The sequence below is a fragment of the Kribbella albertanoniae genome, assembly GCF_004348455.1.
In the GTDB taxonomy this organism is placed as follows: Bacteria; Actinomycetota; Actinomycetes; order Propionibacteriales; family Kribbellaceae; genus Kribbella; species Kribbella albertanoniae.
In genome coordinates this window covers 12,314-35,125 of the sequence record NZ_SMKA01000060.1, presented here as the reverse complement: position 1 = coordinate 35,125, position 22,812 = coordinate 12,314, and the positions used below count along the sequence as shown (strand labels likewise).

Sequence of the window (22,812 nt, the reverse complement as noted above, 5' to 3'; positions counted from 1 at the left end):
GCACACCGGAACGTCACTCGGATCCACCCGAGCCCGCACGCCGGGACCCCATCCAACCGCAGCCCGGCATGTACGGCGGGCGCCGCAGTCGCCGCGGACAACTGGCGATCATCGGAGTCGCCCTGCCAAATACCGCCAGCAGCACTCCGCAAAGCGGAGCATTTGATGGGTGCACCCACCGGCTCGGGGCCCACCCCGGAATCCGGTCCGGGAGCTGGGGAGCATAGCCACCCGAAAACGACGGGTAGGACTCCCCAGCCCCAACAACCCCGCTCCGACGACTCCAGCTCGCCTGTCGCAACCACAGCCCGTCACCTCAGGCGGAGGGTACCGCGATCACCGACCGCATCATCCCGCTCAGCCCTAGGCGACCCCCGCCGTACAAACCCAGTGCCGCGCAACAGAACACCCCGATCGTCGGCATCAACCAGCCACCAACCGGGGGCTTGAACAAGAACTGGTGGGCGTGAACAAGGCATTACCTGTTCAAGCCCACCACGAGGTGTCCAAGCCCACCGGGGTTTCGCCGGCGTGGGGCGGCTAGCGGTCGGTGGGGCGGCAGACGCCGTTGGCGGCGGCTGAGGCGGCTAGGGCTGCGGCGGCGGGGTTGCCGGCTGCGGGGTCCGCTGAAGCGGGGCTCGCGGAAGGGTCTGCCGGTACGTCGGCGGCGCTGGTGGCCGGGATGTCGGTGGCGCGGTCGGTGCGGGTGGTGTGGCGGCCCAGGGGGACGACCATGGGGGTGCCGGCGACGGGGTCGGGGATGATTTTGACGTGCAGGCCGAAGACGTCGTGGACGACCTCTTCGGTGATCACGTCGTCAGGGTTGCCCTTGGCAACGATCGCGCCGTTCTTCATGGCGATCAGGTGGTCGCCGAAGCGGCAGGCCTGGTTGAGGTCGTGCAGGACCAGGACGATGGTGCGGGCGTCGCGCTTGTTCAGGTCGACGAGCAGGTCCAGGACCTCGAACTGGTGGGTCAGGTCGAGGAACGTGGTGGGTTCGTCAAGGAGCAGGATGTCGGTTTCCTGGGCGAGCGCCATCGCGATCCAGACGCGCTGGCGCTGGCCGCCGGAGAGTTCGTCGATCGGGCGGTCGGCGATCTCAAGAACATCGGTCGACGTCATGGCCTGGGCGACCGCCTCGTCGTCGGTCTTGGTCCACTGGCGGATCCAGCGGGTGCGCGGGTAGCGGCCGCGGCCGACCAGGTCGGCGACCGTGATGCCTTCCGGGGCGGTCGGTGACTGCGGCAGCAGGCCGAGTTTGGTGGCGACCTCGCGGGTTGGGATCGACTGGATGCTCTTGCCGTCCAGCAGCACCGTGCCCTTGGACGGCTTGAGCAGCCGGGCCAGGGTCTTCAGCAGCGTGGACTTGCCGCAGGCGTTGGCGCCGACGATGACGGTGATCTTGCCGGTGGGGATCTCGACCGACAGGTCGTCGATGATCTGCCGCTGGTCGTACCCGACCGCGAGTCCTTCAGCCGCCAGACTGTGTTTTGTCACGGGCTTCTCCACAGCGCTCTTCTCCATCTCAGCCACCACTTCCCACCCGGTTCGTCCGAGCCAGCAGGAACATCAGGTACGGCGCACCCACCACGCCGGTCACCACGCCGACCGGCAACTGCGTGTCGCCGAACGCGTGCTGTGCAATCAGGTCGGACAGCGCCACCACCAGCGCGCCGATCAGCGCGGAGGAGATCATCGCCGGTCCCGGGGACCGGGTGAGCCGGCGCGCGATCGGCGGACCGACGAACGCGACGAACCCGATCGGCCCCGCGGCCGCAGTCGCCACCGCGGCCAGGAACACGCCGATCACGATCAGCCCGAGCCGCGAGCTCTCCACCCGCAGCCCCAGCCCGTACGCCGTTTCGTCGCCGAGCTGCAGGATCCGCAGCCGGTGCACGAGCCAGACCGACAGCGGTACGGCGAGCACCAGCGTGACCGTCATCGCCTGCACGTTCGACCAGTCGCGCCCGTTCAGCGAACCGGTCAGCCAGATCAGCGCCTGCTGGGCGATCTCGACCCGGGCCTTGGTCAGCAGGTACGACGTGATGCTGGTGGCGATCGCGCCGATCCCGATCCCGATCAGGATCAGCCGGTAGCTCGACACCCCGTGCCGCCAGGCCAGCACGTACATGATGAACGCGGTCAGGATCGCGCCGACGATGGCGAACCCGGACACCGCCAGCCCGGTCATCCCGAGGATGACGATCGCGAACACGGCGAACGCACTCGCGCCGTACGTGACACCGATGATGTCGGGGCTGGCCAGCGGGTTCCGGGCGATGCTCTGGAAGATCGCCCCGGACATGCCGAGCGCGGCGCCGACCATCAGGCCGGTGAGGGCGCGCGGCAGGCGCAGCCGGTTCACGATGAACTCGGTGGCCCGGTCGCCGCCACCGAACAAGGTCTTCACCACGTCGATCACCGGGATCTTGAAGTCACCCAGTGACAAGGAGACACAGAACGTGATGAAAACCAGGACAGCCAGTACTGCGACCACTGCGATCGTGCGGGCCTGCCGGACCGCGCGGGCCCGGCTGATGATGTGGACTGCTTCTTCGGCTGTGGTCACAGGTCTGCCAGCTTCCGCCGGCGAACCAGCATGATGAAGAACGGTGCGCCGATGACCGCGGTCACGATGCCGACCTGCAGCTCGCCGGGCAGCGCGACGACCCGGCCGATCACGTCGGAGCCGAGCAGAAGGATCGGGGACAGCACCATCGAGTACGGCAGGATCCACCGGTAGTCGGGCCCGGTGATCAGGCGCGCGACGTGCGGGATGGTCAGCCCGACGAATCCGATCGGCCCCGCGGCCGCAGTGGCTGCGCCACAGAGCAGCACGACCACGACCGCGACGAACAACCGGGCCAGCCCGACGCGCTGACCGAGTGACTTCGCGACCTCGTCACCGAGGGACATCGCGTTCAGCACCCGGCCGCAGACCAGCGACAGCGCGATCCCGATCAGGATGAACGGCGCGACCTGGCTGGCGATGTCCGAGCCCCGACCGGCCAGCGAACCGACCGACCAGAACCGGAACTGGTCGAAGGTGTCGACGTCAGTGATCAGCAAGGCGGTCGTCAGCGACCCGAGCATCGCCGTCAGGGCCGCACCGGCGAGCGCGAGCTTGACCGGTGTCGCGCCTTCCCGGCCGAGCGATCCGAGGAAGTAGACCGCCACCGAGGCCGCGGCCGCGCCGGCGAAGGCGAGCCAGACGTACGCCGTCAGGCTCGACAGCCCGAGCCAATAGATGCCGCCGACAACAAACAATGCGGCGCCGCCGTTCACCCCGAGAATTCCGGGGTCGGCGAGCGGGTTACGGGTGACGCCCTGCATCAACGCACCGGACAATCCCAGCGCCGCACCGACCAGAAGGCCGATCAGCGTTCTGGGCACACGCAGTGAGTGAATGATGACGTGATCGGTATTCGACTCGTCGTAATGCCGCAGGGCCTCGATCACCGTGGACAACGGAATCTGCTTCGAACCGACCGCGATACTGAGCAGAATCACGAGTGCGAGCAGGGCGAGGGCGCCGACCAGCCCGAGGACCAACGTGGCGCGCCGGGTCCGGCGCGGGCGTGCCGAAACGGCGACGGGCGCGGAGTCGGCAACTGTGCTGGGCGGTGACATCGGCTTTTGGAATCCTCTTAGGTAAGGCTAACCTCTAGGGGCCTCAGAATAACCCGAGCTTTCCCGCCTGTGCACCCGAGGCTGACTTGGAGAACCCGATGACCGCAGTCGCCACCCAGCCCATCGTCTTCGATTCGCTGTTCGTGACCGTGCGATCCGTCGAGGATCTGAGCCCACATCTGCGGCGCGTGACGTTCACCGCACCGCGGATCGCCGATGCGGTCGTCGCCGGTCCCGACCAGCGGATCAAGGTCCTGCTGCCGCCACCGAACGGCGGCAAACTCAAACTCCTGTCCGGCGAGGACTGGTACGCCGACTGGTGCGCGCAGCCGGAGGACGAGCGCGTCATCATGCGCACCTACACGATCCGCGAACTGCGTGCGGGGCAGTCCGAGCTCGACATCGAGTTCGTGCTCCACGGTGTCAACGGACCGGCCTCGGCCTGGGCGACCGACGTCGTACCGGGTGCGGAGATCGCAATGTTCCTCCCGTTCGCGGTCGACACCACCAGCACCAAGGGAATGTTGAACTCCGGCGTCGACTACGTTCCGCCGAGCACCAGCAAGCACCGGGTCCTGATCGCCGACGAGACCGCACTACCTGCACTGACTGGGATTCTCGAGCAGCTGGCGCCCGACGTACAGGCGACTGTCTTCGCCCAGATTCCGGATGACCGTGACATCCGGCCGCTGCCGACACCCGGAACCGCCGATGTCACCTGGATCACCGCGACCCCTGAGTCGGATGCCGAGCTTCCGTTGCTCGAGGCCCTTGAATCGGCCGAGCTTCCGGACACCGTCGACTTCGCGTGGGTGGCCGGCGAGTCCGCGATGATCAAGGCGGTACGGCGTCATCTGGTCAACGTGGTCGGCCTGCCGAAGCCCGCGATCTCCTTCCAGGGTTACTGGAAACGCGGCGAGGCGATCGGCTGATCCGAGAGCGCCGGAGGGGCAGATCCCCGACGCTCCCGGACCGCCTTTTCAGAAGCCTGAGTCTGCTACCTCAGGCAGGATTTTCCGCGTGGGTCAACGTCTCCCACGCCACGAACAGAGCGTTCGTACCGGACGGACGGCGCGACTCGGTGAGCGCCTGCGTGTTCGCCATCGCGATACCGAGCCGGGTGTGCAGCGCGTTGTAGCCGACCTCGGTGATCGGACCGAGGCCGCGGGTCACCGAGCCGCCGCAGAGCCAGGACGGCACCGGCTCGAGATTCCGTTCCCAGCGGGACTGGAATCCGAGTGCATGCCGCAGTCGCTCGCCGTACTGGGGGTACATGTCGATGCCCTGGATCCGAGCCGTCTCCAGCACGTGCGAGATCGCGGAGATGCCGTAGCCGGTGTGGACGAAGTCGCGACAGGTCTCCTGAGTCAGACCGTTCACGAACGTGCCCTGGCCGTGCCAGTAGCTGACGATCTTCTCGCGGGTGTTGAGGTTCTGGCTCGGCACGGTCTTCGGCAGCGCACCGTCGGATTCGAGATACACGAACGCCGGCGCCCGGTAGCTGAACAGCGAGATCGCCTTGTCGTAGATCGCCCGGTCCTCGAGGAACACCCCGATGCCCTGGAGGGCCTCGATCATGGTGAGTTCCCAGTTGCCGTTGGAGTTCGAGCCGTTGATGATCTCGGGCACGTAGACGTTGCGCAGCATCGTCCCGAAGCGACCTGAGTTCGGCCAGTTTCCGTAAGCATGCTTGATGATTTCGGCAGCCTTCGGCCACGACGACGCCGCCCAGCCGGTTTGCAGCGGCGCGTTGCTGTTGGTGTGATCGCGGATCGTCGCCGACCAGGCATCCATCAGCTCGATGGACTTCTGTGCGTACCGCACGTCGCCGCTGATGTACCAGATCAGGGCATCCGTGTACGCCGCGATCGCGTCCTGGCGCTCGTTGGTGCAGCCGTAGTTCGGCTGGGAGTACGGGCCGCATTCGACAACGGCACGTGGCGTCGGCGTCCGGGACAACGAGCCGTACGCACTGTTCCTGGCCTGGTTGTAGGCGTTCGTCCACGGCTGCGCACCGGCCTGGACCTTCGCCTTCACGAAGTCCAGCTGGGCCCGGCTGACACCGACCCCAGGATGTGCGAAGACAGCCGGCGCTTCTGCGGGCGCCGGGGCTGCAGGTTGGACGGCGGCCGCTGGGCTGCTCAGAGCGCCGGCCACCAGACCGGCGCTCACCACACCCAGCAGTAGGACTTTGATTCTCATGGGCGGATTCCTTGCTTCTTAGGGGCGGTGAAGACTCTGCAGCTCCCCCCAGAATCCGCAGAGTCTTTTCGGAAGTTTGACGACGGACGGTAAGCACGTCAACATCTCAGCAGGCATTACTTCACGCTGGAACCAATACCGGTTTCTTCCCAGTTCAGTGGAACAAAGTGAGGATTTGTCCCATGAAAAGACGTCAGTTCCTGACCGTCGGAACAGCGATCGTGGCCGCCCCGGCACTACCCTCCGTAACCAGTACTGCCCACGCCGCACCGCCATCGAGCAGCCTGCCGCGGCGGGCGGACATCATCGCGGTCGTGCGCCGCGTCGCCGACCAGTGGATCGCCACCCACAGCAACTCCGGCGACAACGGGTGGGCCCGCGCGACTTTCTTCAGCGGCCTGATCGCCGCGCACAAGCTGACCGGTGAGGTGCGCTACCTGAACTACGCGCGCGCCTGGGCCGAGCGGCACAACTACGGCATCCCGGGTGGCGTCACGACCCGGCATGCCGACAACCACAACTGCATCCAGACCTACCTCGATCTCTACGACCTGGAGCCGAGCGCCGGCAAGCTGACCGCGGCGATCGACACCCTGAGCCGGATGGTGAACAGCACCAAGATCGACGACTGGTGGTGGTGCGACGCGCTGCACATGGCGATGCCACCGTTCGCGCGGATCGGCCGGCTGCGCGGAGATCCGGCGTACTGGACGAAGGTCTACCAGCTCTACAACCACACCAAGCGAACCCGGAAGCTGTGGATCCCGTCGAGCGGGCTGTGGTACCGCGACGAACGGTTCCTGCCGACCGGAATCCTTTCTCCCAATGGGAAACCGGTCATCTGGTCACGAGGTGACGGCTGGGTCGCGGCCGGTCACGTCAAGACGCTGAAGGCACTTCCGGCCGACGAGGCGAACGTCGCGGAGTACAAGACCGGCCTGACGCAGCTGGTGGGTTCGTTGCGGTCGATCCAGCGCTCGGACGGCTTCTGGAACGTCAACCTGGCCGACCCGCAGCACCTCCCCGGCCCGGAGACCAGCGGTACGGCGTTCTTCGCGTACTCGGCGGCGTACGCCGTCCGGACCGGATTGTTGCCTTCCATCACCTATTTGCCGATGGCGGCCCGGGCGTGGAACGGGATGGTGCAGACCGCCGTACACCCGGACGGCTTCCTCGGCTACGTGCAGAAGGTCGGTGACCGGCCGGAATCCAGCCAGCCGGTCAACTACCAGTCGACTGCCGACTTCGGCGTCGGCGCCTTCCTGCTGGCCGGTTCGGAGCTCGCTCTGCTGACGAACTGATCACGGGCGCCCCTGACGATCACTGGGGTGTCGTCAGGGGTGGCCGAGCTGGCTCGTGATGCGCTCGACCGTGACACCGGCCGCGAACCGCGGCGTACCGGGTGGTTCCACATCGGACCACTCGCCGACGTACTTGCGGGCGATCGCCTGCTCGAGCGCGAGCTCCGGATCGGGGACGAGCTCGTCCACCCGGCCACGCAACTCGAGATAGTACGTCGGCCGCGCCGGGTCGACGATCATCACCGAGATCACCGGGTTCCGGCGGAGGTTGCGCAGCTTCTGCCGGCCCTCCACCAGACTGATCCGGACCTGCTCGCCGTCCCAGAGGAACCACTGCGGGGTGATCTGCGGCTCGCCGTTCTTGCCGATCGTGCCGACGATCGCGACCGCCGTCGACGACAGCAGATCCTTGAATTCGGCGGGAATCTCCATCCTCGGGACCCTACCCGCCGCCGAGCTCAGTTGAGGTGGCCGGCCAGCTCGCCGGCCCGGACACCGGCCGCGTCCAGCAGTGCGCCTGCGGTCAGCACGCCGATGCCACCCAGCGACTGGGCCCGGACGACCGCCCGAACACTCGCGCCGTCGAAGGCGATCGTCAGCTGGATGGCCAGCATGCCCGGATCCTCCGCGCCGGCCTTGACCAGCTCACGGTGGAAGAAATCGGTCAGCTGCTGCTTGAAGTGCCGGGCGACCACCGAGCCCGGGTGCTCCGGATCCTTCAGCTCGACGGACGTCGCGACGTACGGGCAGCCAAGGTAGTTGCCGTCAGCAACAAGATTGTCCTGGCGCTCGAACACCTCCAGGATCCGCTCCCGCGGTGAGCGGTCGTCCGGCCCTGGCTGCAGGGTCGCCTGGAAGCTCGGGCCGCGGCTCGCGAGGCTCTCCGCGATCAGCTCGTCCTTGGAGCGGAACAGCTGGTACATCGACTTCTTCGAGACGCCGGCAGCCTTGCAGAGCGCATCCACACCGATGTGAACGCCGTCGCGGTAGAAGAGATCGCCCGCGGCCTCGAGGAGACGTTCGCGGGGTGTCGCCGAGCTGCTCATACGACGAGGGTACCGGCTCGATTTGAAGAAAGAAACCGATCGGTTTACTGTTAAGGAAACAGATCAGTTTCCTCTCAGTTCAGGAGCTTTCGATGACCTCACTCAACGGCGCTGTCGTCCTGGTTACCGGTGGTCAGCGTGGTATCGGCAAGGCCCTTGCCGACGATCTGCTCACCCGCGGGGTCGCCAAGGTCTACGTGACGGCCCGGACGCCGAAGCCGAGCACCGACCCCCGCGTCGTGCCGCTGCCGCTGGAGGTCACCGACACCGCCTCGATCGCGGCGCTCGCCGCCGCGGCGCCCGATGTCACCGTGCTGATCAACAACGCCGGAGCCGGTGCGCCGGAGAGCTACCTGGACGCGCCGACCGACGACCTCCGCGCGGTCTTCGAGGCGAACTTCTTCGGACCGCTAGAGGTCACGAAGGCCTTCGTCCCGATCATCGAGCGCAACGGCGGCGGCCACATCCTGAACGCCCACTCAGCCCTGTCCTGGGTGGCCCGGCACGGCGTCTACTCCGCCACCAAGGCGGCACTCTGGCACCAGTCGAACTCACTGCGCCTCGAGTTGCTGAACCGTGGCATCGGTGTCACCGGGCTGCACATGGGGTACGTCGAAACCGACATGACTGCTGGGGTCCCGGGGCCGAAGGTGCAGGCCGACGATGTCGCCAAGCAGGCGCTCGACGGGATCGAGTCCGGAGCGTACGAAGTACTGGCCGACGACACCGCTCGATGGGCCAAGCAGGCTGTCGCAGGCGACCTCGAGACGGTCTACCCGGAGCTGGTTCGGAGCTGACAACGTAGGCCACTGAGCGCAGGGTTCGGACCGCTGGCCGCACGACAGTCGTCCAGCCGCAGCCTCCGGGGCGGCGAGTAGCTACCAAGGTTCTCAGAATCCGCCGCCCCGGAGGTCCGCGCATGCCTCGACGTCTGATTATCGGTTCGCTCGTCGCCACCCTGCTCGCTTCGACTCTCACTGTGCAGGCCGATGCCGTTCTTCCGGCGCTCCGGGATCCCGGAGTCGGCTGCACCGCCGCAGCAGTCGGTTTCACACCGGTGCTGCAGCTGACACTGCCCGAGCGCGCCGGGTGGCTGGACAAGGAGCTGCCGTACACACTTGACCGCCGTACCGAGGTTGGATCGAACTTCGACCGCGTCGGCTACTGCCTCGAGCTGAACGGGCCGGACGGTCCGCAGCGCGTGTGGACTGCGATGGAGCCGTTCTCCCAGGACGCCCGCAACATCGGACTACCCACCAAGGCCGGACAGGTCACCCGGCAGCGTGTGGACGACCTGGAGGTCGCGTCCAACGTGCCGAACGTGACCACTGGCCTCGGACAGACCGGCTACCTGGAGATGTGGCCGAACACCTACGCCGAGAACACCAGTACTCAGGTAGCGAACACCTCTCCGATCACGTACGACGTGGACGACAGCCCGACCAACGGCGCGTACGGGTCGTTCCAGGTCTCGCAGGTCGGTCCGACTCGGCCGTCCAACGTGGCTGCGAAGACGGTGTTCGGAATCAACTCGTTCACTCAGCCTGCCGACGTACCGCTGTCTCTTGGGATCGGTACGAACCCATCCGGTCAGCCGGACTGGACGTTCGCCGGCAACGCCCCGCGGTACACCCAGCGGAAGCTGACTGCGTTCGTGCGGACATCCCTGGTGAGTCTGTCCGAGGCGCCGCAGGATCGGCAGCTGGTCCCACGCGACGCGGCGAACGGTGCGAACGTGCCGGTGGCTGGGCGGATCACCGATCCGAAGATCACCGAGGTGCAGTTGCGGGTGTCCAGCAACGGGCGCACTGACACGTACAGCTCGCGTGCGCGCGACTTCCGGTTCACTCCGCGAATCAACGCGGCCCTGCAGGAGTACACGTTCGAGCTCCGCGCACTTGGTGGCGGAATCGAGCGCGTGGTCGCCCGCCGTACCGGTGTGGTCTCGGGCGACGTGTATGTCATCCAGGGGCAGTCCAACGCGGAGGCGGCCAAGTTCAGTGGCGCTGCGAATGCGGAGGAGTCGCCGTACCTGCGTAGCTATGGCACTTCGACCTCGGACGGTCAGATCTCCGGGGCAGACCGCGTCTGGCACTACGCGACCGGTGACGTGACGGTGCAGTCCGGTTCGGTCGGGCAGTGGGCGATCCGGATGGGTCGTCGGATCGTAGACACGTACAAAGTGCCGGTGGCGATCGTCCAGGGCGCACACGGAGGTCGGCCGATCAGCTTCTTCCAGCGGAACGACGCTGACCCGGACGACCTCACCACCAACTACGGCCGGCTGCGCACGCGGCTCAAGGCTGCCGGTGTGATCAGTCAGGTGCGCGGGGTGCTCTGGTACCAGGGCGAGAGCGACAACGACAACGCCGCGGTGCACGTGACCGGCTTCCGCGCTCTGCTGGCGGACTGGCGCGCCGACTTCGGCAGTGCGACCCGGTACTACGTCAACCAGGTCCGCACGTCGCCCTGCAACAACACCACCAACATCGACCTGCGGGAAGCGCAGCGCGCCCTCGGCGACACCGACGGCGTCGTACTGCTCTCCACCAACGGACTGCCCGGCCACGACGGCTGCCACTATGCCTACCTCGGCGGCTACCGCGACCTGGGCGACCAGAACTTCGCCGTGATCGCCCGCGACCTGTACGGCGGCCCGTCGGCCGGTGTGTCCGCGCCGAACCCAGCCAGCGTCACCGCCACCGGCTCACAGCTCGTAGTGAAGCTCCGAACCGCCGACCCGCTCACTGTGGCCACAGGCTCGGCTGCTGACTTCCGCGTGGTCGGTTCGACGGTGACCGTGTCGTCGGTCGCGTACCGGGCCGGCGGAAGCCTCGTGCTCACGCTGTCCGGCCCGGCAACCGGAGTCACCGCTCTGATCTACCAGTGCCACAACGGCTCCGGACCGTTCATCACAAACGCGACCGGCACCGGACTGCTCGCCTTCAGGATCCCTGTGAGCTAGTCACGAGCACATCGCGGCCTTGGTCGTACTCCATCCAGGCCGCGATGTCGTGGCTGGACGACCCTTCAGCAGGCCGGCTTCGGCGAGCAGCATCGTGCCGGTGCAGACCGAGCCGATCCAGCGCAGCTGAGGTGCCAACTCGGCAATGCGCTCGGTCAACACACCGCGTCGCGCCTCCGCCCACGAGCCCTTCTCGGCACGGCTTCCCCAGCCACCGCCCGGGACGACCAACGCATCCGGAGTCCCGAGTCCGTCCGGTGCCCGGAACTGCAGCCCACTCATCCCAGTCACCTCCGTCGGACCGTCGAGCCCGACCAGGGACCTCAGGATCTGGCCAGTACGTCGGTGGCGCGGTGAGAGCGGTCGACGCCCTCGAGCAGCATCGTCACGCCGTCGGAGTTGTTGGTGCGTAGCGGGAGAATCTCCTGGTACGCCGGTGATTCGTACCAGCCCCGTGCACTCGCCTCGTCGGGGAACTCGATCACGATCAAGGCCCCGGCCCACTCGCCTTCGACGTACTCCGGCTGGTTGCCGTGGATGATGAAATGGCCGTCGTACGGCGCGAGCGTGGCGTCGATGCGGGCCAGGTACTCGGCGATGTCCGGGCCGAGGTTGACGTTCTGCAGGTTGGCGATCGCGTAGTGGGTCACAGGGGCCTCCTCGGCGGTTGGTGAGAGCACCAGCCTCGGATACGGAGGTCGTTGCGGCGATTACCTCGGAGGTCATCATGGTTGGTTGGTCTGGTGCCGACGTACGGTAGATGGCATGTCAGTCACAGGGGGAACGCCTTCCATACCCGCCGGGGAGGTGGAGGAGCACGTCGGCCCGTACCGGCTGATCCGCCGCCTCGGCCAAGGTGGCATGGGCGTTGTCTACCTGGCCGAGGGACCGGACCAGCAAGAGGTCGCGCTCAAGGTGCTGCGGCCGCACGTTGCGCACGACGAGACCGCGCGGGCGCGGTTGCAGCGTGAAGCCACCACACTGCAGAAGGTGAGTCACCCCGGTGTGGCCGGCATCCTCGACCACGACCTGGAGGCCGACCGTCCGTACCTGGTGACGCGGTTCGTACCCGGGCGTCCGCTGGACGAGCAGGTGGACGACCGTGGTCCGCTGACACCGCGCAAGTGGCTCCCACTGGCCGGGTGTCTTGCCGAGTCGCTGCAGGCGATCCACCTCGCCGGAGTGATCCACCGCGACCTCAAACCCGGCAACGTGATGATGCTCAACGGCAAGCCGGTGATGATCGACTTCGGCATCGCCCAGGCCGCCGACGACCTGCGGCTCACCCAGACCGGCCTCGTGATCGGTACGCCGGGCTACCTGGCACCCGAGCTCATCGAGGGCGAGATGGTGTCCGAGTCCGCCGACTGGTGGGGCTGGGCCGCCACAGTCACGTTCGCCGCGACCGGCCGCCGCCCGTTCGGCAAGGGCCCGTTCGAAGCGGTCCTGCACCGCGTGCACACCGGACAGGCAGACCTCGAGGGTCTCGACCCCCGTCTCAAGACTCTGCTGTCCGCAGCCCTCGCCCCCAAAAAGCAGGACCGCCCCACCCAGGCCGAGATCATGACCGGCCTAACCCGCTACGCCGAAGGCCGCGACGCCCTCCCGCCACGCGAGACTCCCGCCGCCGAAACCGCCCAGATGCACCCACCCACGCGCCAAATGACCGTGGTGATGCAGGGCGACACCGCAGAACCCGTGGCGACAGACCCGTCCCCCACCGACGTAGCCAACCTCGTCCCCCACGTCATCCCACCCCTGTCTGCCTTCTCCCCCCTGGCCAACAAAGTCCGAGACGCCGCCGCCACCCGCAAAGCCACCCGAGCCGCCGCCGCAGCAGCCGGAGCGGCAGGCGCGGCAGCCGGAGCGGCAGGCGCGGCAGGCGCCGGTACGGCAGCTGCAGGCGCAGCCGGCACCGGCCTAGCCGGAGCAACGGGCACAGCCGCCGGGGCTGGCTACGGCTCGACGGGCGGCGCTGGCTTTGGAACAGTCGCTGGTGCTGGTGGTTGGGGCCCTGGCGCGTACCCGGCGACATACAGTCCGGCACCAGTTGCGGCTGCACCTGGGGCGATGCCTTACCAGGGTTCGCCTCAGCCGGTTGCGCCGTACCAGCCTCCGTCGCGGGAGGTTTCGCCGTACCAGGCGCCGTCGACGGACGTATCGCCGTACCAGCGTCCGGGGCAGGCAGCGGAGCCACACCGCGCACCAGCGACAGGCCGACGTACGGCGGTAGTCGTGGGACTGATGGTCGGGCTGACCGGTCTGATCGCCCTCTACCCGTTGCTGGGCGCGCTAGCCGCCACAGTGCTGTTCGTAATCGCCAGAACCGTCGACCGCGGCAGTACGGCGTTGATGCGCCGCCGGCAGGTCCGCGGCCGCGCAGGTCGTTCCGATGGTGTTGTGGCTGTCGCCTCGTCCCCGATCCAACTGGTGACCGCAGGACTCATCACTCTGGTCTGTCTGATCCTGCCGCTGGTGATGGGCGCGGTCGTCGGCGGCGTCGTCACCGGTGTCACCGCCACAGCCAAGAGCGTGAGCTGGCAGCCCTTGTCAGCCGTAGGTTTCGGCGCAGCCGGCCTGACCGCACTCTTCACCGCCTGGTGGGGCCCCGGCGGCAACTCCCTGCGCCGCGGCGCCCACATCACTGCCCGCAACGTCTTCCGCCCCCGCTGGCTGGCCACCGCGGCAGCCGTCATCTTCCTCGCCATCGGCGGCTACACCTTCTACGAAGCCAGCCAAGGCGCCGGCTCCGACTGGGCCCGCAACCCCGCCGAAGGCGCCACCTTCGAACGCCCCACCCTCACCGACCTCCGCCAAGCCCCCTTCATCCGAGACATCCCCCTCATAGGCCTCAACTAGCCCGGAACACCCGGCACCTCCCACCGCCGCCGTACCGAGCGCCCACAATCTCGTGGGTTCCCCCAGGAGCTTGTGGGTTATTGACCCGCATGCGGGTGGAGAACCCACAACCCGCTGGGTTGCCCCATCAGATGGCGCATGCGAAAACCTGCACCCGGTGAGCCGGTCGGTGGACCGGGCGGATCTGTGGCACTGATCAACGTGCATGGCGAGCGGTCGGGTGCGCCGTGCTGAGCGTGGATCGTGCGGGGCGCGGCGGGTTGATCAGTGCTGGGGATCCTGCGGTGCCGGGCGACTGGCTTCTGCCTGTCGCTGAGCGTCCTCGAGTGCCTTGTCTGCCCATTCGAGATCGTCGGCAGCGAGTTCGCCGTGCTCGGCTTCCCCGGCCGACACGGCCTCCAGCCCACGGTGCAGACGTTCACTCTGGGCACCCGCCATCGCACCAAACTAATCCACGGTGTGACCGTCGGCTGCCTGGGGTGGCAGCCGACGGTGGGGGTCAGAGTTGGACGATCTGGGTGCGTTCGGGGCCTACGCCGATGGCGGAGATGCGGGCGCCGCTGAGGGATTCGACGGCGCGGACGTAGGACTGGGCTTCCTTGGGGAGGTCTTCGAAGGTGCGGCAGCCGGTGATGTCGTCGGACCAGCCGTCGAACTCTTCGTAGACGGGGGTGGCGTGGTGGAAGTCGGTCTGGGTCATCGGCATCTCGTCGTGGCGGACGCCGTTGACGTCGTAGGCGACGCAGACCGGGATCTTGTCGCGGCCGGTCAACGTGTCCAGCTTCGTGAGGACGAAGTCGGAGACGCCGTTCACGCGGGCGGCGTAGCGGGCGATGACCGTGTCGTACCAACCGCAGCGGCGAGGGCGGCCGGTCGTCGTACCGAACTCGGCGCCCTGCTGCCGCAGCCACTCACCGTCGGCGTCCAGCAGCTCGGTCGGGAACGGGCCTTCACCCACGCGGGTCGTGTAGGCCTTGACGACTGCCATCACGCGGTCGATGCGGGTCGGCGGGATACCGGTCCCCGTACAGGCGCCGGCGGAGATCGCGTTCGACGAGGTGACGAACGGGTAGGTGCCGTGGTCCACGTCCAGCAGGGTGGCCTGGCCGGCTTCCATCAGCACGGTCTTGCCGTCATCGAGCGCCTTGTTCAGCAGCAGGCTGGTGTCGGCGACCATCGGGCGCAGACGGTCGGCGTACTCGAGCAGCTCGTCCAGGACCTCGCGGATCTCGACGGCGCGGCGGTTGTAGACCTTCACCAGCAACTGGTTCTTCTGCTCCAGCGCCCCGGCGACCTTCTGCTCCAGGATCTTCTCGTCGTACAGGTCCTGGACGCGGATGCCGATCCGGTTCATCTTGTCGGCGTACGTCGGCCCGATCCCGCGGCCGGTGGTGCCGATCTTGCGGCTGCCGAGGAAGCGCTCGGCCACCTTGTCCAGCGTGCGGTTGTACGGCGGGATCAGGTGCGCGCTCGCACTGATCACCAGCCGGGACGTGTCCACGCCGCGTGCCTGCAGCGCGTCCAGCTCCTCGAACAGTACGGCGAGGTCGACGACGACCCCGTTACCGATCACCGGCGTCACGCCAGGGGTCAGGATCCCGCTCGGCAGCAGGTGCAGCGCGTACTTCTCGCTGCCGATCACGACCGTGTGGCCGGCGTTGTTCCCGCCGTTGAACTTCACCACGTAGTCGATCGAGGTCCCGGTGTTGCCGAGCAGATCGGTCGCCTTACCCTTGCCCTCATCGCCCCACTGGGCGCCGACGAGCACGATTGCGGGCATCTCAGCCCTCCTCTTCACGCGCCGGCCGCGGCCCTCACGACGTGCGGCAGCCGGACGCTGGAAACGGTGAAGCCCGGAGGCGTTCACCGACGGTTCATCCGGTAACGCACCCAGGCTCTTACGACCGAAGCCTACCGGAACCCGGTCCACTCGCTGAGTTCATCGTTGCAATCTCTCGAACGACCACTTCAAGTAAGTGTTTCATCACGTAACGGGTTGCCAATCTCCGTGATCACGTGCACACTCTTAGTCAGCGGCCCGCCGAAACTGCCGCAGGGGACGGTTCCGGCGGGCCGCTTCCTTATGTCTGAGGAAGAACAGGCTTATGGCTAAAGAGTGCGTCTACTTCCGGGCCGCATAGATCACGTACGGCGGCGCTGTCCGCTCCACCGGCATCCGGTCCGCACCCGGCCCGTCGTACCCCTCCGGCAACGTCGGCTCGACCAGCCCGACCTCGCGGAACCCAGCCGTGCGCAACCGCTCGAGGTGCACGTCCTTCGGCCAGTGATAGTCGATGAGGTCGACCGACTCCCCGTCCGGCCGGGCCAGCCGCATCTCGATAGCCTCGCCCGCCGCGTACTCCCGGCCTGCCTGGCCGTAGCGGCCGATCTCGAAAGGCACTCCGACCGAATCCGGATTCACGTCGAGCATCGCGTAGGTCGCCCCCGGACGCAGGACCCGATAGACCTCGGAAACAATGCGCTGAATGATTTCGGTCTCCGGAATACAGACGAAGACGAAGCACGAGATCGCGGCATCGACCGCACCATCAGCCAACTCGAGCCGCTGATCCGCACCGATCACCTGATAGGAGATCCTGGGATCCTGCCGCTTACGCTGCGCGACCTTCAGCATGCTCGGCGACCGGTCGGCGGCGATCACCGAAACGTCATGACTGCGAAGGATCTCCTCGGCCACGCGGCCGGTCCCGGCCCCGTAGTCGAGCACCGTGCGACACCCGGGCTCGGCCAGACCGGCCTGCGAGAACAAGGCCGGCCAGCCGAACGCCCGCTCGCGCACGGGCTCGTAGTCCTCGTAGCTCTCGGCAACCTCGAGCAAATTCCAGTCGGTAGTCATCGTTCTTCGACACTACGCCGCATTCCGCGGACACTGAGGCACTCTGCCCGAAGATGCACTCTGCAAAGCCGTGTCAGGCAAGGGCTTCCGGGTTCGAGTCGAGCCATTCCTGCACCCGCCGGTCGGCCTCTTCGCGGGACACGTCCTCGACCTTCGTCAGGATCGCCCACCGGTGCCCGAACGGATCGATGATCGTCCCGTAGCGGTCGCCGGTCATGAAGGTCTGCACCGCTTCCACCGACCTCGCGCCGGCCGCAACTGCCTTCGCGTACGTCGCGTCCACGTCCGGCACGTAGTGCACCAGCGACGAGTGCACCCACTCACCGTTCGGCGCCTGCAGCCCGATCTGCGGCATCTGGTCGCTGAGCTGCAGCATCGAGTTCCCGATCAGGAGTTCGGCCTGGCCGACCCGACCGTCCGGCATGTCCTGCCGGCTGATCACCTCGGCCCCGAACACCTCCTGGTAGAACGCGATCGCCTTCGGCCCGTCCGGTACGGCGAGGTACGGCGTGAGCGAGTGGTAACCGTCGGGGATGGGTTTGACTACGCTGTTTTTGTCGGTGTCCGTCGTCATGCTCTTAGTGAAGCCGTCGGTCACCGGACCGGTCTTGTAAGAAAGCGACAGCCACCGTGAGCACTCCGTCAGATAGCGAGAAGGGCATCCTGCACCCCCAGGAGCAGGCCCGGCATCGCACGCTGAGCCGGCTCGCGCCCGGCCCCGACGCCGCACGCTTCGTGGAGTGGTACTGGATCGTCGAGTGGGATCTGACCGAGCCCTACACGGCCGAAGTGCTCCCGTTCCCCAGCGTGAATGTCACCTTCGAGCAACCCGGCGGCGCCTTCGTGAACGGCGTCTACACGCGCAAGTTCGAGCGTCGGCTGACCGGCCGCGGCCGGGTGTTTGGGGCGAAGTTCTGGGCCGGCGGGTTCGGTGCGATCACCGGCCTCGACGTCGGTTCGTTCAGTGACCAGGTGCTGCCGCTCACCGCGGTCTTTCCGGATGGCGATCGGCTGGCAGATCTCGTGTTCACCGAAGAGTCCGACGTACGGCGTCGCGCGGTGTTCGAAGCGTTCTTACGGGATCACCTCGCGCCGCCGGACCCGTCGTACGAGTTGGTTCGCGAGATCGTCACCACGATGGCCACGGACCGCTCGCTGGCCCGGGTGGACGAGGTCACCGAGCGGTTCGACGTACCGATCCGGACCCTGCAACGCCTCTTCCGCCGGTACGTCGGCGTCGGGCCGAAGTGGGTGTTACGTCGCTACCGCCTGCACGACGGAGCCGAGTTGCTGGCGCGCGGCGAGGTCACCGAGCTCGCCGCGCTGTCGGCCGCGCTCGGCTATTTCGACCAGGCGCATTTCTCCAAGGAGTTCAAACAGCAGATCGGCCTGACCCCGGCCGAGTACGCGCTCCGGGCCCAGGCCGAACGTGCTGTCACCGCCTACCGCTGAGGGCACACCACGATGCTCGGTGGCTTCGGCTGTGCCATGTCCTGGCCGATGAAGAAGCTCGCGTGTGGCGGCTGGTTGTACGCCGTGTTCTGCCACGCGAGGCCCAGTCGGTAGACCGGGTCGTGCATCAACGTGTGCAGCCGCCGATCCGTCGGATGTGGGGTGCTGTAGATCCGCAGTTCCGAGCTGTCCGCACTGCGCCAGGCGATTTCCTCGCGCCAGTCGCCGAACAGGTCGGCCTGGATCGCCGGCGTACCCTTCGTGCTGTTGTTCGAGCGGGCCCCGGGGTCGGTGAGCAGGACGCTGGTGGTGCTCGTCTCCCAGTTCCACTTGGCGATCGTCGGCGTCCCGGTCGACGTGGTGGTGTCCCAGTCGTGGTCCACGATCTCGCGCAGCGGATCGCCGTCCCACCAGGCCAGGTAGTTGGCGGCCGGGATGGTGGTCGACACCAGTTCGCCGGTGGCGGACTTCAGCTGACCGACCCGGGAGTTCCAGGCCGCGTCACCGCCGACCGCCCAGCCCTCGGCGCCCGGATGCCGCGGATCGATATCGCCGGCCGCGGCCCGGCCGGTGTCCTTGGTGGCCGGGATGTCCCAGATGATTGCGCCGGACCGGGCGTCCCGCATCGTGGCACCGCGGTTGCCGCTCTGTCCCATGGATTCGTGCGCCGCGAAGACCTCCAGTCCCGGCCGGTCCGGGATCAGGTCACTGACGTGCAGAGCGTCGCCGTGCCCGAGACCCGTGCTGTACAACAGTTTCCCGTTGTCGTCGACGGTCATCGAGCCAAAGACGATCTCATCCTTGCCGTCGGCATCGACATCGGCCACCGAGAGGTTGTGGTTACCCATTCCGTAGCCGCCCTCGCTGCCCTTGTCGTTGGTGTCGAACACCCACCGCTGCTGCAGCTCCCCGCCGACGAAGTCGTACGCCGCCAGGACGGTGCGGGTGTAGTAGCCCCGGCTGAACACGACGCTCGGGCGTTCACCGTCCAGATACGCGACCCCGGCCAGGAACCGGTCGACCCGGTTGCCGTAGCCGTCACCCCAGGCGGCGACATCACCCCGCGGCGGCGTGTAGTCCACGGTGTCCAGGACCTTGCCGGTAGACCCTTCGAAGACGCTCAGGAACTCGGGACCGGTCAGGACGTAGCCACTGCTGTTGCGGTAGTCCGCGTTCGGATCGCCGATGACGGTTCCGCGGCTGTCCGTCGTACCGTCGGCGGTTTTCAGGGTGACCTCGGCTCGGCCGTCACCGTCGAGGTCGAACACCTGGAACTGCGTGTAGTGAGCACCGGCCCGGATGTTCGGTCCCAGGTTGATCCGCCAGAGCCGGGTGCCGTCCAGCTTGTAGGCGTCGAGATAGACAAGACCCGTGTAGCCGGCCTGCGAGTTGTCCTTGCTGTTGGACGGCGCCCACAGCTGGATGATCTCGTAACTGCCGTCGCCGTCGACATCACCGACGCTGGCATCGCCTGCGCTGTACGTATACGGCTGGCCGTCCTTCGTGTAGTCGTCCGCCGGCTTGTCGAGGCGGAGCGAGAAGTAGCTCTGAGCCCACGTGCCGAACTCGGCGGTGACCGGCGTCTCCCTCTTGTTGAACACTGCGGTCACCCGGTAGCGCGACTTCGCCGTACCAGCTGGGTCCAGCAGGCTCGTGGCGTCCACTAGCGGCTGCGGCGTGATCCGGACTCCGTCGCGGTACACGTGGAACGCTATGGACGCAGGGTCCGTCCCGAGTAGTCGCCAGCCCACCAGCACCTTGCCGTCAGCAGTCGGCACCGCGGACGGCGCGCGATCCAGGTACTCCGCCTGCCGTTTGAGCACTGTGACAGCAGGGGTTTCCAGCGTCGCCGAAGCAGCCGAGACACCGCCGGCATTCACGGCCGAGACCTGGTAGTAGTACTTGATCGTGGTGAGAACCGCACGGTCCTTGTACGACGTCGCAGCCGTCCGGCCGACCACCTGGTACGGCCCGTCCGGGGTTTCCGCCCGCGCGATCAGGTAGCTCCCCGCCGCCTTGCTCTTCTTCCACCCGAAGGTGAGGTCATGCTTGTGGATCGCCGTCAGCTTGAGCTTCGTCGGCGCGGCCGGGACAACCACCGCCGGGTCGACGACCGAGGCTCGGACTGTTGCCGAGGGCACCGACTCCACGCCGATGTTGTCGATCGCGGTCACGTGATAGGCGTACTCCAGCCCCGCGGTCACGGTGGAGTCGACGAAGCCCGGAGCGGCCTGATCCGCCACCTTGACCGGCTTCTCGTCGCCCGGCCCTTGCCGGTAGAGCCGGTAGCCGACAGCATCTGCTTCCGCGTCCCAACTGAGCGTCGCGCTGGGCGCTTGCGGGGCGACCGAATCGACCTTCAGGTTCGCCGGGGCCACCAGCAGCGGCGTGACGTCGATCCCGTTCAGGCGTGCGCCGGTTCCGCTGATCACGATGTTCAGCTGCCCGTCCGCGACCGAGACCGGACCGTTCAGCTTCTCGGTCACGCTCTCCCGGCCGGCGTTCCCGCTGCCGACCGGCCGGCCTTCGATGGCGAAGTCGGTCCGGCTGCTGCCGATCCAGTCGCCGCTGTACGTCTTGACCATGTACGTCCCGTTCGGAACGTCCAGCTTGAACTCGAACGGGCTCCCCGACAGCACGAAGTCCCGCTGCAGATCGTTGGGCACTCCCGCCGTACTGCCACGGTCCCTATCGGCCAGTGCCTCCGGTGCCTGAGTGAATCCGAAGCCCCGCTCGGTCGTGTACGTCGTGGTCCGGTTGACCTCGGTGTACCCGGCGGCCACCGGTGCTCCCACCGGCTGGAAGTCGAACTTGTACTTCGCTCGCTTGGTCGTGAACGTGGTTGCCACCGAAGGCTCCGACTCGCCACGCCCGTTGACTGCCCCCAGTCGATACGAGTAGCTCTCCCCCTCGGCCAGTCCCTGCACCACCGCACTAGTGGTCGTCGTAGTGCCAACGAGCGCGTACGCCGTGTCCGGGGCCGAGGCGGTCTTGCGGTAGATGCGGTAGATGTCGGCACCAGCGGGCGCAGTCCAACGCAGTACGGCGCCGGCGTTGGAAACGCTGCTCGCCATCAGACCGGTAGGGGCGGCCGGAACGTTCGCGGGCGGCGCTACCTCGATCACTTCATCCGCCAGCGGGACATCCAGCTTGGCGATGTCCGTGGCGACCAGACGGGCCAACTGGATCGCGCCGTACTCCTGGAAGTGCGTGTCATCGACGGTTCCGTTCGGGCGGCCGGGATAGACACCTGGGTCGACGTGCAGGAAGACGGCCTTCGCCGCATCCGGTCCGATCTGGTCGAGGTAGGCGCGGCTGGAGGCGGACAGGTCGACCAGGTCGACGTCTTCCTCGGCGGCCAGTTCGATCATCTTGGCGACGTACTCGGGGAAGCTCACATTGAACTTGCCGGTCGCCGCGTCGAAGCTTCGCCGGGAGACCGGGGTGACCAGGACCGGCACTCCCCCGCGCTGGCGGGTGCCGTGCACGTAGGTCCGCAGGTACTCCTTGTAGTCCGCGGGCGAGGCGTAGCGGTCGTCGACGCCTTGGGTGGCGTCGTTGTGGCCGAACTGGATGAACAGGTAGTCGGCCGGCCGGATCGTCCGCAGGATTTCGTCCAGTCGGCCTTGGCTGATGAAGTTCTTCGAGCTCCGGCCGCCAATCGCCTTGTTCACAACGAGTACGTCGTTGCTGAGGAACCGGCCGAGCATCTGGCCCCAGCCGGCCTGCGGCGCGAACCCGGGGTCGTAGGTCTGCACGGTCGAGTCGCCGGCCAGGAAGGCGGTCGGCTTCGCCCCGGCTGTCCGGGCCGGCGAGCGGGTGATCACCAGCGAGTTGATTTTGGCGGCGGTGCCGCTGAAGTCGAGGTTCAGCTGACCGTCGATCAGGGAGATCGGGAAGGTCATCGCCAGGTATTCGGCGGCCGGCTTCGGGGTGAGCTGGACCTTGGCCATTTTCTCGCCGGTGATCGCGATCTCGCTCGCCTCGGTGGCATCACCGGCCACCAGCGCGACCGTGTAGTCGCCATTCGGCAGGTCGACGACGAACGACGTACCGGAGACCGCGACGAAGTCGGTCCGCAGGGCGTCACCAGTGCCTCGGTCGACCGCTGTCACCTTGGCCGGATCGGCGAAGCCGTAACCGCGGCCGGCCTCGTAGGCGACTGGGCCGACGGCCGTGTATCCATCCGCGACCGCACTGCCTGAGGGGCCGAAGTCGAAGCGATAGGCGACCTCTGCCGTGGATGCGGCCACGGCGGAGGTCGGCTGGACCAGCGGAGCTGTCAGGACCAGCGGAAGCAGTACGGCGAGCGCCCTGCGGACAGTCATCATCGAGCTCCTGGGGACGGCGACGGAGAGTCAACGGAGAGTCAACGGAAAGCGTTCTCCCATTGAGACTGGATGAGTATCACGCCCGCTGACCGGCGAACAACGGTTCATCGACCGTCCCGGTCGGTCACTGATGGCCACTATCGGACAGGACTGAATCCTTTCAACACAG

At 67.2% G+C, this 22,812-nt stretch carries 19 protein-coding genes; 6 read left to right on the top strand and 13 right to left on the bottom strand.

Going from position 1 to position 22,812, the window contains the following annotated elements:
* Nucleotides 1–540 precede the first annotated feature (540 nt).
* Genes E1261_RS15955 through E1261_RS15945 form a run of 3 tightly spaced genes read right to left on the bottom strand, consistent with a single transcriptional unit; the run spans nucleotide 541 to nucleotide 3,630 of the window.
* A complete protein-coding gene (locus E1261_RS15955) occupies nucleotides 541–1,497 on the bottom strand; it encodes an ABC transporter ATP-binding protein (RefSeq protein WP_238176250.1) in 957 nt (318 codons plus the stop codon).
* Between the two features lie 28 nt (nucleotides 1,498–1,525).
* Nucleotides 1,526–2,569, bottom strand: a complete 1,044-nt coding sequence (locus E1261_RS15950) for a FecCD family ABC transporter permease (RefSeq protein ID WP_132407365.1) — start codon at nucleotides 2,567–2,569, stop codon at nucleotides 1,526–1,528.
* Nucleotides 2,566–3,630, bottom strand: a complete 1,065-nt coding sequence (locus E1261_RS15945) for a FecCD family ABC transporter permease (RefSeq protein ID WP_132407363.1) — start codon at nucleotides 3,628–3,630, stop codon at nucleotides 2,566–2,568. Before E1261_RS15945 ends, E1261_RS15950 begins: the two co-directional genes overlap by 4 nt.
* A 98-nt stretch (nucleotides 3,631–3,728) precedes the next feature.
* Here E1261_RS15945 and E1261_RS15940 point away from each other — a divergent pair, with 98 nt between their 5' ends.
* Nucleotides 3,729–4,562 (top strand): siderophore-interacting protein, encoded by an 834-nt coding sequence (locus tag E1261_RS15940; protein ID WP_132407361.1) that lies wholly within the window; start codon nucleotides 3,729–3,731, stop codon nucleotides 4,560–4,562.
* A gap of 70 nt (nucleotides 4,563–4,632) precedes the next feature.
* Here E1261_RS15940 and E1261_RS15935 read toward each other — a convergent pair whose 3' ends face one another.
* The gene (locus E1261_RS15935; protein ID WP_132407359.1) at nucleotides 4,633–5,832 is read right to left on the bottom strand and encodes an alginate lyase family protein; all 1,200 of its coding nucleotides are present in this window, start codon (nucleotides 5,830–5,832) and stop codon (nucleotides 4,633–4,635) included.
* Between the two features lie 182 nt (nucleotides 5,833–6,014).
* Here E1261_RS15935 and E1261_RS15930 point away from each other — a divergent pair, with 182 nt between their 5' ends.
* A complete protein-coding gene (locus E1261_RS15930; RefSeq protein WP_132407357.1) occupies nucleotides 6,015–7,133 on the top strand; it encodes a glycoside hydrolase family 88 protein in 1,119 nt (372 codons plus the stop codon).
* A 33-nt stretch (nucleotides 7,134–7,166) separates the two neighbouring features.
* On the opposite strand, the gene E1261_RS15925 is transcribed toward E1261_RS15930, so the two are convergent.
* Both E1261_RS15925 and E1261_RS15920 read right to left on the bottom strand, forming a co-directional pair.
* On the bottom strand, nucleotides 7,167–7,565 hold the full coding sequence (locus E1261_RS15925) for a PPOX class F420-dependent oxidoreductase (RefSeq protein ID WP_132407355.1): 399 nt from the start codon (nucleotides 7,563–7,565) through the stop codon (nucleotides 7,167–7,169).
* A gap of 26 nt (nucleotides 7,566–7,591) precedes the next feature.
* Nucleotides 7,592–8,179, bottom strand: coding sequence for a TetR/AcrR family transcriptional regulator (locus tag E1261_RS15920; RefSeq protein WP_132407353.1), 588 nt, complete (start codon nucleotides 8,177–8,179; stop codon nucleotides 7,592–7,594).
* Nucleotides 8,180–8,271: 92 nt separating this feature from the next.
* On the opposite strand from E1261_RS15920, the gene E1261_RS15915 reads away from it, so the two are divergent.
* Nucleotides 8,272–8,976 carry an SDR family oxidoreductase gene (locus tag E1261_RS15915; protein ID WP_132407346.1) on the top strand — a complete coding sequence of 235 codons (705 nt, stop codon included), beginning with the start codon at nucleotides 8,272–8,274 and terminating at the stop codon, nucleotides 8,974–8,976.
* Between the two features lie 122 nt (nucleotides 8,977–9,098).
* Nucleotides 9,099–11,144, top strand: a complete 2,046-nt coding sequence (locus tag E1261_RS15910; protein ID WP_132407344.1) for a sialate O-acetylesterase — start codon at nucleotides 9,099–9,101, stop codon at nucleotides 11,142–11,144.
* Here the strand turns inward: E1261_RS15910 and E1261_RS15905 are convergent, their stop codons facing one another.
* Complete coding sequence (locus E1261_RS15905; RefSeq protein ID WP_272948585.1) at nucleotides 11,145–11,462, bottom strand: DJ-1/PfpI family protein; 318 nt, start codon at nucleotides 11,460–11,462, stop codon at nucleotides 11,145–11,147.
* 5 nt (nucleotides 11,463–11,467) lie between these two features.
* Nucleotides 11,468–11,794, bottom strand: coding sequence for a DUF1330 domain-containing protein (locus E1261_RS15900; RefSeq protein WP_132407340.1), 327 nt, complete (start codon nucleotides 11,792–11,794; stop codon nucleotides 11,468–11,470).
* A gap of 115 nt (nucleotides 11,795–11,909) precedes the next feature.
* On the opposite strand from E1261_RS15900, the gene E1261_RS15895 reads away from it, so the two are divergent.
* Complete coding sequence (locus E1261_RS15895; RefSeq protein WP_132407338.1) at nucleotides 11,910–14,003, top strand: serine/threonine-protein kinase; 2,094 nt, start codon at nucleotides 11,910–11,912, stop codon at nucleotides 14,001–14,003.
* A 264-nt stretch (nucleotides 14,004–14,267) separates the two neighbouring features.
* On the opposite strand, the gene E1261_RS45300 is transcribed toward E1261_RS15895, so the two are convergent.
* The 4 genes from E1261_RS45300 to E1261_RS15880 form a co-directional block, all read right to left on the bottom strand.
* Entirely contained in the window at nucleotides 14,268–14,441 is a 174-nt protein-coding gene (locus E1261_RS45300) for a hypothetical protein (protein ID WP_165952522.1), read from the bottom strand.
* 61 nt (nucleotides 14,442–14,502) lie between these two features.
* Nucleotides 14,503–15,783, bottom strand: coding sequence for an adenylosuccinate synthase (locus E1261_RS15890; protein ID WP_132407336.1), 1,281 nt, complete (start codon nucleotides 15,781–15,783; stop codon nucleotides 14,503–14,505).
* A gap of 342 nt (nucleotides 15,784–16,125) precedes the next feature.
* Nucleotides 16,126–16,860: a class I SAM-dependent methyltransferase gene (locus E1261_RS15885; protein ID WP_132407335.1), complete on the bottom strand. Its 735-nt coding sequence runs from the start codon at nucleotides 16,858–16,860 to the stop codon at nucleotides 16,126–16,128.
* A gap of 73 nt (nucleotides 16,861–16,933) precedes the next feature.
* Nucleotides 16,934–17,434, bottom strand: coding sequence for a VOC family protein (locus tag E1261_RS15880; RefSeq protein ID WP_132407333.1), 501 nt, complete (start codon nucleotides 17,432–17,434; stop codon nucleotides 16,934–16,936).
* 56 nt (nucleotides 17,435–17,490) lie between these two features.
* Here E1261_RS15880 and E1261_RS15875 point away from each other — a divergent pair, with 56 nt between their 5' ends.
* Nucleotides 17,491–18,312, top strand: coding sequence for a helix-turn-helix transcriptional regulator (locus E1261_RS15875; protein WP_132407331.1), 822 nt, complete (start codon nucleotides 17,491–17,493; stop codon nucleotides 18,310–18,312).
* Here the strand turns inward: E1261_RS15875 and E1261_RS46885 are convergent.
* Nucleotides 18,303–22,640: a rhamnogalacturonan lyase family protein gene (locus E1261_RS46885; protein ID WP_165952521.1), complete on the bottom strand. Its 4,338-nt coding sequence runs from the start codon at nucleotides 22,638–22,640 to the stop codon at nucleotides 18,303–18,305. The genes E1261_RS15875 and E1261_RS46885 overlap by 10 nt on opposite strands.
* Between the last annotated feature and the right edge of the window lie 172 nt (nucleotides 22,641–22,812).